Raw genomic sequence first — 13754 nt, 5'->3', positions numbered from 1 at the left:
CTTGGCCGATCCCTCGCCCGCCCCAGGCGGCACCTGGCTTACCGAGCGCGAGCTCAATCCGCCGTTGCTAACGCTTACCGACACGATGTGGCGGGCGGCGGAGCTGTTCGGCAACGATCCCGAGCTGCGGCTGGTGGCGATCGTCGACGAGCGCGGGCGCCCGCTCGGCGCGATCTTCGAGAAGGACGTGCGGCGGCTGCTGCTCAATCCCTTCGGCCATGCGCTGATGCGCAACCCTTCCTATGGCGCGGCGGTATCGCGCTATGTCCGCGCCTGTCCGGTGGCGGAGATGACCGACGACCTCGCCCGGCTGATGGAGAGCTACCGCGCTTCGGGCGGATCGGAGGGGATGATCCTGACCCGGAGCGGCCGGGTGCAGGCGACGGTGAACAACCGCCGGCTCGTCCATCTCGCCGCCGAGCGCGAAGTGGCGACGGCGCGCGCGCAGGTGGAGCGCGCGGCGCGGATCGAGGCGGCGAGCCGACGCTTCGAGGCGCAGGTGGAGGCGCTGTCGCACGACATGGGCCTGCTCTCGACTGCGCTCGAGGATGGCGCGGTGCTGACGGCGGACCGGGCGAGCGGCGTGGGCGACCGCGCCCTGGCGGTGGCGACCGCCGCCTCGCAGACGAGCGACAACATGGCGGAGATCGCCGCGCGCGGGCGCGAGCTGGCCGGCGCGCTCTCCGGCATCGCCCACAATACCAGCGATGCGCGCCAGGCGGCGGCGGCGGTCTCGCAACTGGTGGAGAGCGGGAGCGCGCGGACGCGCGACCTGCTCCATTCGGCGCAATCGATCGATTCGGTGATCGGGCTGATCAGCGACATCGCCCGGCAGGTGAACCTGCTCGCGCTCAATGCGACGATCGAGGCGGCGCGCGCCGGCGAGGCGGGGCGCGGCTTCACCGTGGTGGCGAACGAAGTGAAGCAGCTCTCGACCCAGACCGGCATCGCGGCCGACCGGATCACTGCGCATGTCCGCGAGATCCGCGGCGGGATAGACGAGGTCGCCGCGGGGCACAGCCGCGTCGAGCAGGCGATCGGCGCGATGGCGGCGCTGGCCGACGCGGTGGAAAGCGCCGTCGCCCGGCAGGAGGAAGCGACGCGCACGATCGCGCGCAACGTGGACGAGGCAGTGCATGCGAGCACCGGCATCCAGCGCGACGTCGAGGCGATCGGCGGCACTTCGCGCGATGCTTCGGACCAGGCACGCGCGATGCGCGACGTTGCGGGCAGGCTCCATGTCGGCGCCGATGCCCTGTCGGACCAGGTCCATGCCTTTCTGGCGGAACTGCGCGTCGCCTAGAGTCGTTTTCAGCTCCGCTGAATCGGCACCGTCCTACTGAAAACGACTCTAGCCGGCGGCGGTGACGATCTCCACCCGCACCGGCATCCAGGCATTGCCGTCCCGCCAATGGCCCGCACAGGCTTCGGCCAGGCGGGCGCGCGCCGCCTCGCGCTGGGCCGGCGGCGCACCGAGCAACGGCGCCGCCGTCGACGAGGAGGCAAGCAGGAAATCGGCCGCGGCCTCGGGCGTGGCGGCTGGCACGGGCAGCGCGCCGTGCCAGCTATGGCTGGCGGCGCCCTGGAAACCGGCGGCATCCAGCAGCGCGATCAGCCTGGCGGGGTCGCCATAGCGAACCGGGCCGGGGGCATCGGGATCGGCCGGCGGCAATTCGACCACGGATGCGATCGCGGCGCGGATCTGCGCCATGAAACCGACTTCGCCCACCGGCCCCCAGACCGCGAAGGCCAGCCGCCCGCCCGGTGCCAGCCAGTGGCGCAGATTGGCAAAGGCCGCAGCCGGATCGTCGAAGAACATCACCCCGAAGCGCGAGGCCAGCCGATCGAACCGCCGCTCGGGCCGGTAGCGCGCGACATCCGCCTCGACGAAGCGCGCCACCGTGCCCGCCCGCGCGGTGGCGGCGGCGACCAGGTCGGGCGAAATGTCGAAGCCGGTGATGTCGCTGCCGGCCGGCGCCGCCGCGGCGATGGCGCGCGTCGTGCCGCCGCCTCCGCACGCGATTTCGGCAATGCGACAGGGCGCATCCAGCGCCAGCGCCGCGACGAACGGCGCATCGACCGGCGCAAGCATCGCCTCCATCCCGTCGAGCTGGTCGCGCCACTGGGCGCCGCGACCGCCCGCCCAATCATATTCCGAAGCCTGTTCCCGCATGCGGCCAAGGATGCGCCAAAGCGCGGCGCGGCACCAGTGCAAGGCATCAAAAAAGCCGCCAGATCGGTGACCTGGCGGCTTTTCTATATGGTGGGCGCGGCAAGGATTGAACTTGCGACCCCTGCGATGTCAACACAGTGCTCTACCACTGAGCTACGCGCCCATTGGCCTGTCGGCCGAAACGGGAAGCGGGCCTTTAGCGGGCAACACAGACCCGTGCAAGCACGCTTTTCAGTTTTTGCGGGTCGGCACCGCAGGAATCGAAAACCTCAATTGAACCCGGCATTCTCCGCTTCGAACAGCCGATCCACCTCGAGCACCAGGTCGCGCAGATGGAAGGGCTTGGAGAGCACCCGCGCCTGGGGCACCTGCTTGCCGGCCTTGAGCGTCACCGCCGCGAAGCCGGTGATGAACATCACCCGCATGTCCGGCGCGATCTCGCTCGCCTTCTGGGCCAGCTCGATGCCGTCCATCTCGGGCATCACGATATCGGTTAGCAGCAGGTCGAAGCGCTCGTTCTCGAGCAGCGGTATCGCCGCGGTGCCGCGATCGACCGCGCTGACCGCATAGCCCGAACGCTCAAGCGCCCGGGTAAGGTATTCCCGCATCACGCGGTCATCCTCGGCCAGCAGAATCCGGATCATGTTCCCCCACTCGAAATCAACAGGGCCGCATCCTATACCCGAAGCCCTTAAGATTTTCCGCCCTTATACCATTCCATGCCATTGCGGCAGTGCGATGGCACGCATAGTCATGACGTCGTGACCGGAGAATCCTTCGTCCGCCATGGTGCCGCCGAGCCGCGGAGCCCCGTGATCCTGTCGGTGCCGCATGCCGGGCGCGACTATCCGGACGCGTTGCGCGCCGCGCTGCGCGTGCCGCTGGCGGCACTGCGGGGGCTCGAGGACCGGCATGCCGACGCGATCGCCCTCGCCGCCCGGCGCGACGAGACCCTGTTCGTCGCCACCCGGCCGCGCGCCTGGATCGACCTCAACCGCGCCGAGCACGAGCGCGACCCGCGGCTCGACGACGGCGCCTGGCCGCACGGCGCGCCGCTTTCGGCCAAGCTGCGCTCCGGGCTGGGGCTGGTGCCGCGCCGGGTGGGAAATGCGGGCGACATCTGGCAGCGCCGGCTGAGCGCCGACGAGGTGCAGCAGCGCATCCATGCCGACCACCGCCCCTGGCATGCCGCGATCGATGCGGTGCTGGCTTCGGCGCGGGCGCGCTTCGGCGTGGCGGTGCTGCTCGACGTCCATTCGATGCCGCCGCTCGGCAATCCCGCGACGGCGGCGCGGCTCGTACCCGGCGACCGGTTCGGCAAGTCGGCGGCGGGGCGTTTCCTGGGCCGGATCGAAGGCGTGGCGCGCGCGCACGGCATCCGCACCATGGCCAACACGCCCTATTCGGGCGGGCATATATTGGAGCGGCACGGCGATCCGCGCCGCGGCGTGCATGCGATCCAGCTCGAATTCGACCGCGCGCTCTATCTCGATCCGGCGCTCGACCAGCCGGGCCCGGGACTGGCGACGGCGGTACGGCTGCTGCGCGATATCATCGACGCCGTGGCCGACGAAGCGCTGCCGGGCGCGATCGCGGCGGAGTGAACCGGCCCGGCGGCTCACTTCCGATTGTTCTTCCACCGTTCGATATCGCCGGGCCGGCTGCAGAACGGAACGACCGGCAGCGCCTTCGCCATCATGCCCGGAGCGCGCAGTTCCATCGTGATGAAACCGGCACTGCCCCGGCCGCTCTGCAGCATTGCGTCATAGGACCCCAGCAACATGCCGTCCGCCGCATAGGCGTTCCATATGGCACGATAGAGGTAGCTGCCGCCGTTCGCGACCGTGAGGCTGGTGCGCTCGACTCGTGCGGTGCGGTTCACCCAGGGATCCGTCGCGTCCGCGGCGTCGATGAAGGTTCCGTCCAGCGCCCAATTCCCGTGGCCGAGATAGGTGTGCTTCAGGAAGATTTCGCCCAGACCGCGCGGCACCTTTGCGAGCGTGCGATAGTCCAGGAACGCCCTTTCCGCGCGCGCTTCGGCCTTTGCGATCGAGCTCGGCTTGGGTGCCTTTCGCCCGTCATAGCAAGAAGCCGAAGGCCCGGTGCCCGGCTGCAGCATGAGGAATTGGGCGTGCGCGCGCATGGCCGTGAAACCGGTCACCACGGCGACGCAGCAGGCGAAGCACTTCGCAAATCCCCCCATCGCGCCAACCTTAAGATGCCGCGCCGATTTTACCAGCAGCCCGCAAGCGCCCGATAAAAAACCACCTCGTGGTTACCCACGAGGTGGCCAAGGTTCAGGGAGGAGACACGCCCGAGGGCGTGCCGTACGGCCTCGCGAAAGGGGGGACACGACGCCGTACACAACAAATATAAGTGAGAGGCCGGATAGTTCAAGGGGTCGCGAGAAACCGTTTTCAACGCGCGATCAGCCGCGTCGGCCCGATCCCGGAAGCATGCGCGCCAGCACCCGGTCGCGCAGGATGAAATGGTGGCGCAGCGCCGCGGCGATGTGGATCGCCACCAGTGCCGCCATCAGATAGCCGAGCAGCTCGTGCGCCTCATGCGCATTGTGGGCGATGCCCGGCGTGGCGGGCAGCACGGGAATCTCGAACAGCCCGAACCAGTTGATCGGGCGCGGACGCTCGGGATTGGAGGAGAGCAGCCAGCCGCTGATCGGCAGGATCAGCAGCAGCGCATAGAGGATGAAGTGGACCGTATGCGCGGTCGCCTTCTCCCAGGCCGGCAGCAATTCGGGCAGATGCGGCGGCTTGTGCGTGAGCCGCCAGCCGATCCGGCCCAGCGTGAGCACCAGCACGGCAATGCCGACCGACTTGTGGATCGGCATGATGCCCCACGCTCGCGGCATCGCGTCGTGGAACAGGCCGACGATGAGGTTGAACAGGACGAGCGCGGCGATCGACCAGTGGAAGGCGATCGCCCCCCGGCTGTATCGATCGCCGCGCGCCGTCACGATCAGGCGTTCGGCTGAACGAGCTGCGGCTCGGGCATCTTGCCCTGGCGCAGCTGGCGGCCGAAGATGTCGCGCATCAGGCCCAGCGAGAAGAGATGCGCGTAGATGAGCGGCAGCATGCCGTTCTGCACGATCTTGCGCAGCTGGTCGCCGCGCATCTCGTTGAGCTTGTTCTCGTCGACCATCATGAAGCCGCGATAGACGAAGGGCTGGGCGGCGCCGTCCGGCTGGATCGTCACTTCACCGTCGATCAGCAGGTCGAGATCCTTGAGCTCCTTCATGAACTGGCCGGTGCGGGCGCCGGCCTGCTCGAACTGCTCGTTGAACTGCAGGATGTTCTTGGTGGTGTCGCTCGGCTGGCCGTCGACGAACAGGGCCTCGCCCTCCTCGAACGCGCCGACCGTGTCCGAGGTCGGATCGAAGCAGAGCGACAGCTCGTCGCTGTCGGGGCGCAGGCGCGCCAGCAGATAGGGATAGCGGCGGATATAGGCCGGGACGTAGAAGTTCGTCTCGTTGAGCGAGCCATCATCGTCGAAGAAGGTGTTGATGCCCTCGTTCAGGCCCATCAGCGCCAGCGGCACCGGCTCCTCGCCCTGCGAGAAGACGATCGGCATGAAGCGCTGCACCAGCGGGAATTCCTCGACGGTGACCGGCACCGCATGCTGCTTGGCGAGGAACGGCGCCTTGTCGGCGGCGCGAATCTTGAAATCGGCGTGCTGCTGGCTCGAGAGCGGCTCAAGCTCGTTGTAGAACAGAGGCAGCGACTGCTGCGGGGCGGAAGCCATCCTAAATCTCCTGGGAACTAAAAATGCTGATGTCTGGAATCCCGGGGCGAGGGTCTATGGGGTGTCAGCGTCGGGCGCAAGCGCTACGAGCTTGCCGGGATTCAGGATTCCGCGGGGATCCAGTGCCGATTTGATCGCTTTCAATGCCGCGATACGCGACGGCGGGCTCAAACGCTCCAGTTCGGCACGCTTCATCTGTCCGATACCATGTTCGGCGGAGATCGATCCGCCCTCGGCCACCACCATGTCGTAGACGAGGCGGCTCACCGCGGGCCCGTCGCCGGCATACCAGGCGTCGCGATCGGCGCCCTGCGGCGCGCGGACATGGAAATGGACGTTGCCGTCGCCCAGATGCCCGAAGGCAGTGGCGCGCGTGCCCGGGAAGCGCCGCTCGGCCTCGGCCGCGGCCGCGAGCATGAAGCGCGGCATCTTGTCGACCGGCACCGAGATGTCGTGCTGCATCGCCGGCCCCAGCGCGCGCTCGGCCTCCGAGATCGAATCGCGGATGTGCCAGAAGGCCTCGACCTGGGCCTCGCTGGTCGAGATCACCGCGTCTTCGGCCAGGCCCGCCTCGAACACGGGGACGAGCAGCCGCTCGAGCAGGGCGGCGGGCGGCTCGGCGCCCGGCTCGGTCGCCACCGATTCGATCAGCACATGCCAGGCATGCTCGCCGGCCAGCGGCGAACGGGTGCCGGGGATGTGGTGGAGGACATGGCCCAGTATCTCGCCCGGGATGATCTCGAAGCTCTCGATCGTGGCGGTGCGCGCCTCCATCAGGCGCAGGATGCGGAGCGCGTCCTCGGGATCGGCGACGCCGACCCAGGCGGCGGCACGCTCGACGATGGCGGGATAGAGGCGCAGCGTCGCGGCGGTGACGATGCCGATCGTCCCCTCCGCGCCGATCAGCAACTGGGTGAGATCATAGCCGCGATTGTCCTTCTTGAGCGGAACGAGCCCCTCATGGATCGAGCCGTCGGGCAGCACCGCCTCCACCCCTGCGACGAGGTGGCGCATGTTGCCGAAGCGCAGCACCTGGGTGCCGCCGGCATTGGTGGAGACCAGCCCGCCGATCGTCGCGCTGCCCTTGGCGCCCAGGGTGAGCGGGAAGCGGCGCCCCTGCTCGGCCATGGCGTCGTGGAAATTGGCCAGGATCACCCCGGCCTCGACCACCGCGAGATTTCCGACGGTGTCGACCGAGCGGATATGGTTCATCCGGCGCGTGGAGAGGAGCAGCGCCGAACCGTCCTCCGGCGGCGTCGCCCCGCCGACCATGCCGGTATTGCCGCCCTGAGGCACGATCCTCACGCCGAGCTCGCCGGCAAGGCGGACGATCGCGGCGACTTCCTCCGTCGATCCGGGCGAGAGCAGCGCCGGCGCGCGGCCGTGATACCGGCCGCGCCAGTCCGATTCCCAGGGCTCGATCGCATGGGGATCCGTGGTCACCGTCTTGGGGCCGAAGCGTTCCAGGATGGTATCGACAAGCTGTTGCTGGGCTGGTGTCATGGCATTTTTGGGCTAGCACGACCGGTGTCAGTTCATCCACTGTTCAAACCTGCAACGTACATAACCAACGCGAAATGCCGAATCCGTTCCTGGTCGCATCCAGCCTCCTGCTTTTCGTCGCCGCGCCCGCCGCGGCGCCCGCAGGCGTGCCCGACTGGAAAGCGGTTACCCTGAACCTTCAGCAAGAGCAGCAGCGCGTGACGATCCAGGTGCCGCGCGTCACCATCACCAGCAGCGCGACCATCATCGTGCGCCGCGCCCCCCATGTGGTGGAGAAGAAGGCGAAGGACTGCGTGAAAGTGCAGGACATCTCGGGCTTCGCGGGCGTGAACACGCAGGACAGCGTCGACCTGGTGCTGCGCGACGGCTCGCTGCTGCGCGCCAAGCTGGGCCGCAAGTGCCAGGCGCTCGGCTTCTACAACGGCTTCTACGTCAAGACGAACAAGGACCAGAAGATCTGCGCCGGACGCGATTCGATCCGCACGCGGGCGGGCCGTTCCTGCGACGTGGAAGACTTCAAGACGCTCGCGTTGGAGCGCTGAGCACCTCCGCGCTTGACTTTCCCCGATAAATCCGCAAGCGCGTGCAGGCTTCGCGCGTGGACCTGCCACGCCGATTTTCCGGAAAATTGCATGAGCTTTGCCGATCTCGGCCTTTCTGACGAACTTCTGCGCGCAGTGACCGACGCGGGCTATACCGAGCCCACGCCCATTCAGCGCCAGTCGATCCCCCCGGTCCTCATGGGCAAGGACCTGATCGGTATCGCCCAGACGGGCACGGGCAAGACCGCCGCCTTCGTCCTCCCGATGATCGACATCCTCGGCGAGGGGCGTACGCGCGCGCTGATGCCGCGCTCGCTCATCCTCGAGCCGACGCGCGAACTGGCCGCCCAGGTCGCCGAGAATTTCGAGAAGTACGGCACCCATCACAAGCTCTCCATGGCCCTGCTGATCGGCGGCGTGCAGATGGGCGACCAGGTGAAGGCGCTGGAAAAGGGCGTCGACGTGCTGATCGCCACGCCGGGCCGGCTGATGGACCTGTTCGGCCGCGGCAAGATCCTGCTCAACGGCTGCAGCCTGCTCGTGATCGACGAAGCGGATCGCATGCTCGACATGGGGTTCATCCCCGATATCGAGGAAATCTGCACCAAGCTGCCCAAGGAACGGCAGACCCTGCTCTTCTCGGCGACGATGCCGCCGGTGATCAAGAAGCTGGCGGACAAGTTCCTCAACGATCCCAAGCGCGTGGAAGTCGCCCGCCCGGCGACGACCAACACCAACATCACCCAGTTCCTCATCGAGACCACGACGATGAAGAAGCGCGAGGTGCTGCGTGCGCTGATCGAGGCGGACGACGTCCAGACCGGCATCATCTTCTGCAACCGCAAGACCACGGTGCGCGAGCTCAACAAGAGCCTGCAGCGCCATGGCATCCGCTCGGCCGAGATCCATGGCGACATGGACCAGCCGGCGCGCATCGCCGAGCTGGAGCGGTTCAAGAAGGGCGATGTAAACATCCTCGTCGCCTCGGACGTCGCCGCGCGCGGGCTCGACATCAAGGGCGTGAGCCACGTCTATAATTTCGACGCGCCCTGGCATCCGGACGATTATGTCCATCGCATCGGCCGCACGGGCCGCGCGGGCGCGACCGGCACCGCCTATACGCTGGTGACCGCCGACGATGCCGAGAACATCGCCAGTATCGAGAAGCTCACCGGCCAGAAGATCGAGCGGGTGAAGCTGCGGAATGCGCCCGCCCCCTCCGAGGAGGACGAGCGTGCGGAAGCGCCGCGCGGCCGCCGGCGCAAGGGCGACGAGGACAAGGCGCGGAAGCCCCGCTCGAGGAAGGAAGAGCCCACGCGCGAGGAAGCACGGCGCGACGAGCCGGTCCGCGAGACCCGCGCCCGCGACGAGCAGCCGCGCCGCGACCGCGACCGCAGCCGCCGCCGCGACGAACGCGATCCCAACGACTCGGGGGGCCCGGACGAGGGCTGGAACGGCCCCATCCCCGACTTCCTGAACTATACGCTGGCCGAATGATCCGGCGCGTGGGGCTGGCTCTCGCGCTGGCGGCGGCGATGCTGCCCGGCGCGGCGCCGGCCCAGCGCATGGCTCCGCGGCTCGAGGCGCGGACGCTCGACCGGCTGCCGCTCCCCCTGCCCGCGCCCTATGACTCCGGGCGCGACGCGCGCCGCGACATCGATGCCGCGCTCGCCGGCGCGAAGAAATCGGGCAAGCCGCTGCTCCTCGATTTCGGCGCGAACTGGTGCGTCGATTGCCGCGTGCTGGCGGGCGTGCTCGCGCTGCCCGAGATGCGCGGATGGGTGGCGCGCAATTTCGTGCTGGTCCAGATCGACATCGGTATGTTCGACCGCAACCTGGACCTGCCCCGGCGCTTCGGCGCCGCGTCCCTCGAAGCGGTGCCGGCGATCCTGGTGATCGATCCGCGCACCGGCAAGATCCGCAACCGCGACGACATTCTCGGTCTGGGCGACGCCAGGATCATGCAACCCCAGGAAATGGCCGACTGGCTGGCACGCTGGACGCGATGATCGAATATGTGCCCATCGTCGAAAGCCCCTGCGTCAGCATCTGCGCGATGGACGCCGCCACGGGGTGGTGCATCGGCTGCGGCCGCACGCTGGCGGAAATCGCCCGCTGGAGCGAGACCGACCAGGCCGATCGCGACGCAGTGATGGCGGAACTGCCCGCGCGGATGGAACGGCTGGAGGGCAGGCTCCGCTAGGAGCCCGGCTCGACCGGCAGATACCGTATCCCCGCCCATCGTCGGCCACGCCCGCCGCGATTTGTGACGAACGCGCCGCGGGCGGGACGAACCGCATGGACAGCCGCGCCCCGGAACTGCGATTCAAAGGGGCGACTCCGGCGCGAACGGAGCTTCCAGGGAGGATCGTCATGGATATCGGCCGCAGGGGATTTCTGAAGCTGGGTGGCGCCGGGGCCGCTTATGCCCTGTTGCCGGGCGCAGCGGCCGCCCCCGCGACCGGACGCCCGATCATCGACGTACACATGCACGCCTATCCGGCGACGATGCAGCTTCCTGCCCCGGTCACCAATCCGATCTCGGGCTTCAAGAGCCCGATCCGGACCGGGGCCGACCATCTCGCCGCCTGCATCGCCGAGATGAAGAAGCACAATGTCGTGAAGGGCGTGGTGAGCGGCGGCGATGGCGACCGGCTCCAGGCCGCGATCGACTGGCATAACCGCGATCCCGATCGCTTCGTCGCCGGCGCCGGAATCCGCGGTTCGGACGATACGCCGCTGCCGCCGATCGACGTGCTCCGCAAGGCCTTTGCCGATGGCAGGCTCAAGGTGCTCGGCGAAGTGACGTCGCAATATGCCGGGCTGTCGCTCAGCGATCCCAAATTCGATCCCTATCTCGCACTGGCCGAAGCGTTCGACGTGCCCGTCGCGCTCCACACCGGCACCATGCCCGCAGGGACGAGCTTCGATCCCTGCTGCACATCGGCGCGGGCCCGCTTCGGCAATCCCGAGCTGGTCGAGGAAGCGCTCAACCGCCACCCCAAGCTGCGCCTCAACATCATGCATGGCGGCTGGCCCTATCTCGACGACACGATCGCGATGCTGATGCTCTATCCGAACGTGAACATCGATACCGGCGCGATCGACTGGCTGCTGCCGCGCCCCGCCTTCCACGCCTATCTGCGGACCTTCGTCGATTCGGGCTTTTCCAAGCGCATCATGTTCGGATCGGACCATATGTATTGGCCCGACGCGATCGGCCTCGCCATCGAGGGGATCGAGAGCGCGGCCTTCCTGACCGAGGCGCAGAAGCAGGACATCCTGCACGACAACGCCGTGCGCTTCTACAAGCTGTGAGCGCGTAGCGGCATATGCCTCGCCCGCCCGTCACCCGGGGGCCCCGGCACAAGGCCGGGGTGATCGAAAGGACTGGCTAGGCCGGCGCCTGTGCCGGCTGCAGCTCCGCCGCCAGCGCATCGTCCTTGGCCGAGGCGCGCCGATAGGCCTCCCGCTCGCTCAGCCGGCCGAAATAGTCGAGGAACGCGTCGCGCTTGGGCAGCGTGCCGAACATCGTGCCCCAGCCGACCGCGGAGCCGACATAGATGTCCGCCGCGGTGAAGCGGTCGCCGGCGATGTAGGGATGCGCCGAGACGGCCCTTTCCAGCACGTCCACCGTCAGCTCGTAATTGCCATAGCCGAACATGCGGCCCTGCTCCGGCCTGGGGACGAACTGGGCGGCATGGTTGGTCACCGCCTGCTCGACCGGGCCGGCGGCGAAGAACAGCCAGCGATAATAATCGGCGCGCTCGCTCGCATCGGGGGCGAGGCCCGCCGCCGGAAAGGCTTCGGCCAGATAGGCGCAGATCGCGGCGCATTCGGTGACGACATGGCCGCCATGGACGATCGCCGGCACTTTCCCCATCGGGTTGATGCCCAGATAATCCTCGCCCTTCATCGTCGTGCCATATTCGACGACCTGCGTCTCATAGGATGCACCAGCCTCCTCCAGCGCCCAGCGGACGATGCGCCCGCGCGACTGGGGATGGGTGTAGAAGGTCAGATCGCCTGCCATGGTTTCTCTCCGGATCAATCGAACATAAAGTGAACAAATCAACCGATCGCGTCAAGCGCCGTTCAAAGCGCGGCGAAGGTGGCGAGCAGGCGCTCCCAGGCGCGATTGGCCTGATCCGCGTTATAGACCTGGCTGTCCGGCGGGCACCAGCCGTGCATCGTGCCCTTGTAGACTTCGACCTCGGCCGGCTGGCTGCTGGCGGCGAAGGCGGCCTTGAGCTTGTCCTTGTCCTCCGGGGCGCGGGCATCGTCATTCTCGGCGATCGCGATCAGCCAGTGCGCCTTCATCTGGGGCACGAGCGCGATCAGGCCATCGGCCGCGAGCCCGCCGCCATGGAAGGTCGCGCCGCCATGGACGCGCGCGGGCACCGCCGCCGCAGTGTACATGACCATCGGGCCACCCATGCAATAGCCGGTGCTGCCGATGCCGCGCCGGGTGTCCGTTTCCTTCTGCCGGTCGACCCAGGCGACAAAGGCCTTTGCATCGCGGGTGCTCGCATCCGGCGTGAGCAGCTGGCGCCACGGACCGACCTTGGCCCGCAGGGCATCGTCGAAGCCCTGGCCCGGCGTGACGAAGGGCGCCTTGGTCGAGCGGTAGAACTGGTTGACGGTGAGCACCGCATAGCCCGACTGGGCAAGCCGGTCGGCCATCTGGCGAAAGGCCGGCCGCAGTCCGAAAATGTCCGGCCACACGATCACGGCGGGATGCCTGCCGGTCGCGGGCGCGACGAAATAGGCGTCGCAGCTGCCGTCCGGCGTGGCGATGATGACGTCACGCCCCGCGATCTCGGCCGCACCGGCCGGAACCGGGAGCAGCACCGCGACGCCCGCCGCAGCCGCGCCCGCGCCGAATTCGCGGCGAGTCAGCAGGAAGTGCGCATTGTCGGCGGCGGTCAGCTCGTCACACATGGGATTCCTCCATGATCTCGGATGGCGCTCCGGCATGCCGAGTCGCGGCGGCGAGGCTACACGCCCCGCTCGCTTCCGTCATGCCGCGAGGCGATCCTGGCGGGCATGGCGGGCAAAGGGACTGAGCCCGAGCCAGCGCTGCATCTGCGCCGCGATGCCGGGGGCACCGGTGAGCAGCAGCGTCTCGCGATCGAGCGCGTCCCGCACCGTCTCATACCCCATCCAGATCGCCGTCATGGTCCGCAGATCCGAAGAGACGAACAGATCGACTTCGTGGCCGGGATCGATCGAGCACAGGTCGACTCCGGATTGCGGATCGACCACCAGCCAGTAGCGGCGGCGCGGCTCGGGCTGTTCGGGGAAACGGAACTGGATCACGTTGCGCCTGGGCGGCAGCGGCGTGGGATCGAGGTGGCGGCGCATGTCCCACATCAGCAGCTGCGCATCGAGATGCTGGAGCGAGAGTTCATATGCCACCCAGCGCTGGCCCCAGATGCCGAATGCCTCGACCACCGGCTCCAGCTCGCGCCCGGCTTCGGTAAGGCGATAGTCGGTGCCGCCCTCCTCGCGCGCGACGATGCCCGCGCATTCGAGTTCCTTGAGCCGCTGCGAGAGCAAGGCGGGCGACATGCGCGGCACGCCGCGGCGCAGGTCGTTGAACCGCGTCGATCCCGCGAACAGCTCGCGCAGCAGCACCACCGTCCAGCGCGTGCACAATATCTCCGCGGCCATCGCGACCGGGCAGAATTGCTTGTAGCTCCCTTGCGTCATCCCCGATCCTTCACGCCGGATACTTCACGCCCCAATACTTCTCGAACGCGCATTCATGGTAGTTC

16 protein-coding genes and 1 tRNA gene are annotated in these 13754 nt (G+C 68.0%); 7 read left to right on the top strand and 10 right to left on the bottom strand.

Features of this window, described 5'->3' with window-relative positions; translation table 11 throughout:
- The first annotated feature begins 1 nt into the window (after window position 1).
- Window positions 2-1303, top strand: coding sequence for a methyl-accepting chemotaxis protein (locus tag FHR20_RS01360; RefSeq protein ID WP_167297900.1), 1302 nt, complete (start codon window positions 2-4; stop codon window positions 1301-1303).
- A gap of 48 nt (window positions 1304-1351) precedes the next feature.
- Here FHR20_RS01360 and FHR20_RS01355 read toward each other — a convergent pair whose 3' ends face one another.
- From FHR20_RS01355 to cpdR, 3 genes are all read right to left on the bottom strand, one after another.
- Window positions 1352-2173: a class I SAM-dependent methyltransferase gene (locus FHR20_RS01355; protein ID WP_167297899.1), complete on the bottom strand. Its 822-nt coding sequence runs from the start codon at window positions 2171-2173 to the stop codon at window positions 1352-1354.
- 88 nt (window positions 2174-2261) lie between these two features.
- Window positions 2262-2336 (bottom strand) — tRNA-Val (locus FHR20_RS01350).
- A gap of 106 nt (window positions 2337-2442) precedes the next feature.
- Window positions 2443-2817, bottom strand: coding sequence for a cell cycle two-component system response regulator CpdR (gene cpdR, locus FHR20_RS01345; RefSeq protein WP_167297898.1), 375 nt, complete (start codon window positions 2815-2817; stop codon window positions 2443-2445).
- A gap of 75 nt (window positions 2818-2892) precedes the next feature.
- Here cpdR and FHR20_RS01340 point away from each other — a divergent pair, with 75 nt between their 5' ends.
- Entirely contained in the window at window positions 2893-3777 is an 885-nt protein-coding gene (locus FHR20_RS01340) for an N-formylglutamate amidohydrolase (protein ID WP_167297897.1), read from the top strand.
- Between the two features lie 14 nt (window positions 3778-3791).
- Here FHR20_RS01340 and FHR20_RS01335 read toward each other — a convergent pair whose 3' ends face one another.
- The 4 genes from FHR20_RS01335 to FHR20_RS01320 all read right to left on the bottom strand — a co-directional run bounded on the left by FHR20_RS01335 (window position 3792) and on the right by FHR20_RS01320 (window position 7435).
- Window positions 3792-4376 (bottom strand): hypothetical protein, encoded by a 585-nt coding sequence (locus tag FHR20_RS01335; RefSeq protein WP_167297896.1) that lies wholly within the window; start codon window positions 4374-4376, stop codon window positions 3792-3794.
- Window positions 4377-4601: 225 nt separating this feature from the next.
- Entirely contained in the window at window positions 4602-5147 is a 546-nt protein-coding gene (locus tag FHR20_RS01330; protein WP_341786392.1) for a cytochrome b, read from the bottom strand.
- Window positions 5148-5149: 2 nt separating this feature from the next.
- Window positions 5150-5932 (bottom strand): SapC family protein, encoded by a 783-nt coding sequence (locus FHR20_RS01325; protein WP_167297895.1) that lies wholly within the window; start codon window positions 5930-5932, stop codon window positions 5150-5152.
- Window positions 5933-5986: 54 nt separating this feature from the next.
- On the bottom strand, window positions 5987-7435 hold the full coding sequence (locus FHR20_RS01320; protein WP_167297894.1) for an FAD-binding oxidoreductase: 1449 nt from the start codon (window positions 7433-7435) through the stop codon (window positions 5987-5989).
- A gap of 74 nt (window positions 7436-7509) precedes the next feature.
- Here FHR20_RS01320 and FHR20_RS01315 point away from each other — a divergent pair, with 74 nt between their 5' ends.
- The 5 genes from FHR20_RS01315 (at window position 7510) to FHR20_RS01295 (ending at window position 11295) form a co-directional block, all read left to right on the top strand.
- Entirely contained in the window at window positions 7510-7977 is a 468-nt protein-coding gene (locus tag FHR20_RS01315) for a hypothetical protein (protein ID WP_086128579.1), read from the top strand.
- A gap of 90 nt (window positions 7978-8067) precedes the next feature.
- Window positions 8068-9474, top strand: a complete 1407-nt coding sequence (locus FHR20_RS01310; RefSeq protein ID WP_167297893.1) for a DEAD/DEAH box helicase — start codon at window positions 8068-8070, stop codon at window positions 9472-9474.
- An 8-nt stretch (window positions 9475-9482) separates the two neighbouring features.
- Entirely contained in the window at window positions 9483-9986 is a 504-nt protein-coding gene (locus FHR20_RS01305) for a thioredoxin family protein (protein WP_287398185.1), read from the top strand.
- On the top strand, window positions 9983-10180 hold the full coding sequence (locus FHR20_RS01300) for a DUF1289 domain-containing protein (protein ID WP_208413358.1): 198 nt from the start codon (window positions 9983-9985) through the stop codon (window positions 10178-10180). The genes FHR20_RS01305 and FHR20_RS01300 overlap by 4 nt, the downstream gene beginning before the upstream one ends.
- A gap of 170 nt (window positions 10181-10350) precedes the next feature.
- Complete coding sequence (locus FHR20_RS01295; protein ID WP_167297892.1) at window positions 10351-11295, top strand: amidohydrolase family protein; 945 nt, start codon at window positions 10351-10353, stop codon at window positions 11293-11295.
- Window positions 11296-11371: 76 nt separating this feature from the next.
- Here FHR20_RS01295 and FHR20_RS01290 read toward each other — a convergent pair whose 3' ends face one another.
- The 3 genes from FHR20_RS01290 to FHR20_RS01280 all read right to left on the bottom strand — a co-directional run bounded on the left by FHR20_RS01290 (window position 11372) and on the right by FHR20_RS01280 (window position 13689).
- Window positions 11372-12010, bottom strand: coding sequence for a glutathione S-transferase family protein (locus FHR20_RS01290; RefSeq protein WP_167297891.1), 639 nt, complete (start codon window positions 12008-12010; stop codon window positions 11372-11374).
- A 62-nt stretch (window positions 12011-12072) separates the two neighbouring features.
- Window positions 12073-12918, bottom strand: a complete 846-nt coding sequence (locus FHR20_RS01285; RefSeq protein WP_167297890.1) for a dienelactone hydrolase family protein — start codon at window positions 12916-12918, stop codon at window positions 12073-12075.
- A 78-nt stretch (window positions 12919-12996) separates the two neighbouring features.
- Complete coding sequence (locus FHR20_RS01280) at window positions 12997-13689, bottom strand: winged helix-turn-helix transcriptional regulator (RefSeq protein ID WP_167297889.1); 693 nt, start codon at window positions 13687-13689, stop codon at window positions 12997-12999.
- Window positions 13690-13754: the final 65 nt, after the last annotated feature.

Source organism: Sphingomonas leidyi, assembly GCF_011761945.1.
In the GTDB taxonomy this organism is placed as follows: domain Bacteria; phylum Pseudomonadota; class Alphaproteobacteria; order Sphingomonadales; family Sphingomonadaceae; genus Sphingomonas; species Sphingomonas leidyi.
Note: the sequence above shows the minus strand (reverse complement) of the source record. Positions and strands in the feature narration are given on the sequence as shown.

Excerpts from the sequence above, each read along its gene's own strand:
- FHR20_RS01285 (WP_167297890.1), bottom strand. The coding sequence starts at position 12,918 with ATGTGTGACGAGCTGACCGCCGCCGACAATGCGCACTTCCTGCTGACT.
- FHR20_RS01290 (WP_167297891.1), bottom strand. The coding sequence starts at position 12,010 with ATGGCAGGCGATCTGACCTTCTACACCCATCCCCAGTCGCGCGGGCGC.
- FHR20_RS01310 (WP_167297893.1), top strand. The coding sequence starts at position 8,068 with ATGAGCTTTGCCGATCTCGGCCTTTCTGACGAACTTCTGCGCGCAGTG.
- FHR20_RS01300 (WP_208413358.1), top strand. The coding sequence starts at position 9,983 with ATGATCGAATATGTGCCCATCGTCGAAAGCCCCTGCGTCAGCATCTGC.
- FHR20_RS01335 (WP_167297896.1), bottom strand. The coding sequence starts at position 4,376 with ATGGGGGGATTTGCGAAGTGCTTCGCCTGCTGCGTCGCCGTGGTGACC.
- FHR20_RS01315 (WP_086128579.1), top strand. The coding sequence starts at position 7,510 with ATGCCGAATCCGTTCCTGGTCGCATCCAGCCTCCTGCTTTTCGTCGCC.
- FHR20_RS01325 (WP_167297895.1), bottom strand. The coding sequence starts at position 5,932 with ATGGCTTCCGCCCCGCAGCAGTCGCTGCCTCTGTTCTACAACGAGCTT.
- FHR20_RS01340 (WP_167297897.1), top strand. The coding sequence starts at position 2,893 with ATGCCATTGCGGCAGTGCGATGGCACGCATAGTCATGACGTCGTGACC.
- FHR20_RS01355 (WP_167297899.1), bottom strand. The coding sequence starts at position 2,173 with ATGCGGGAACAGGCTTCGGAATATGATTGGGCGGGCGGTCGCGGCGCC.
- FHR20_RS01320 (WP_167297894.1), bottom strand. The coding sequence starts at position 7,435 with ATGACACCAGCCCAGCAACAGCTTGTCGATACCATCCTGGAACGCTTC.
- FHR20_RS01295 (WP_167297892.1), top strand. The coding sequence starts at position 10,351 with ATGGATATCGGCCGCAGGGGATTTCTGAAGCTGGGTGGCGCCGGGGCC.
- cpdR (WP_167297898.1), bottom strand. The coding sequence starts at position 2,817 with ATGATCCGGATTCTGCTGGCCGAGGATGACCGCGTGATGCGGGAATAC.
- FHR20_RS01280 (WP_167297889.1), bottom strand. The coding sequence starts at position 13,689 with ATGACGCAAGGGAGCTACAAGCAATTCTGCCCGGTCGCGATGGCCGCG.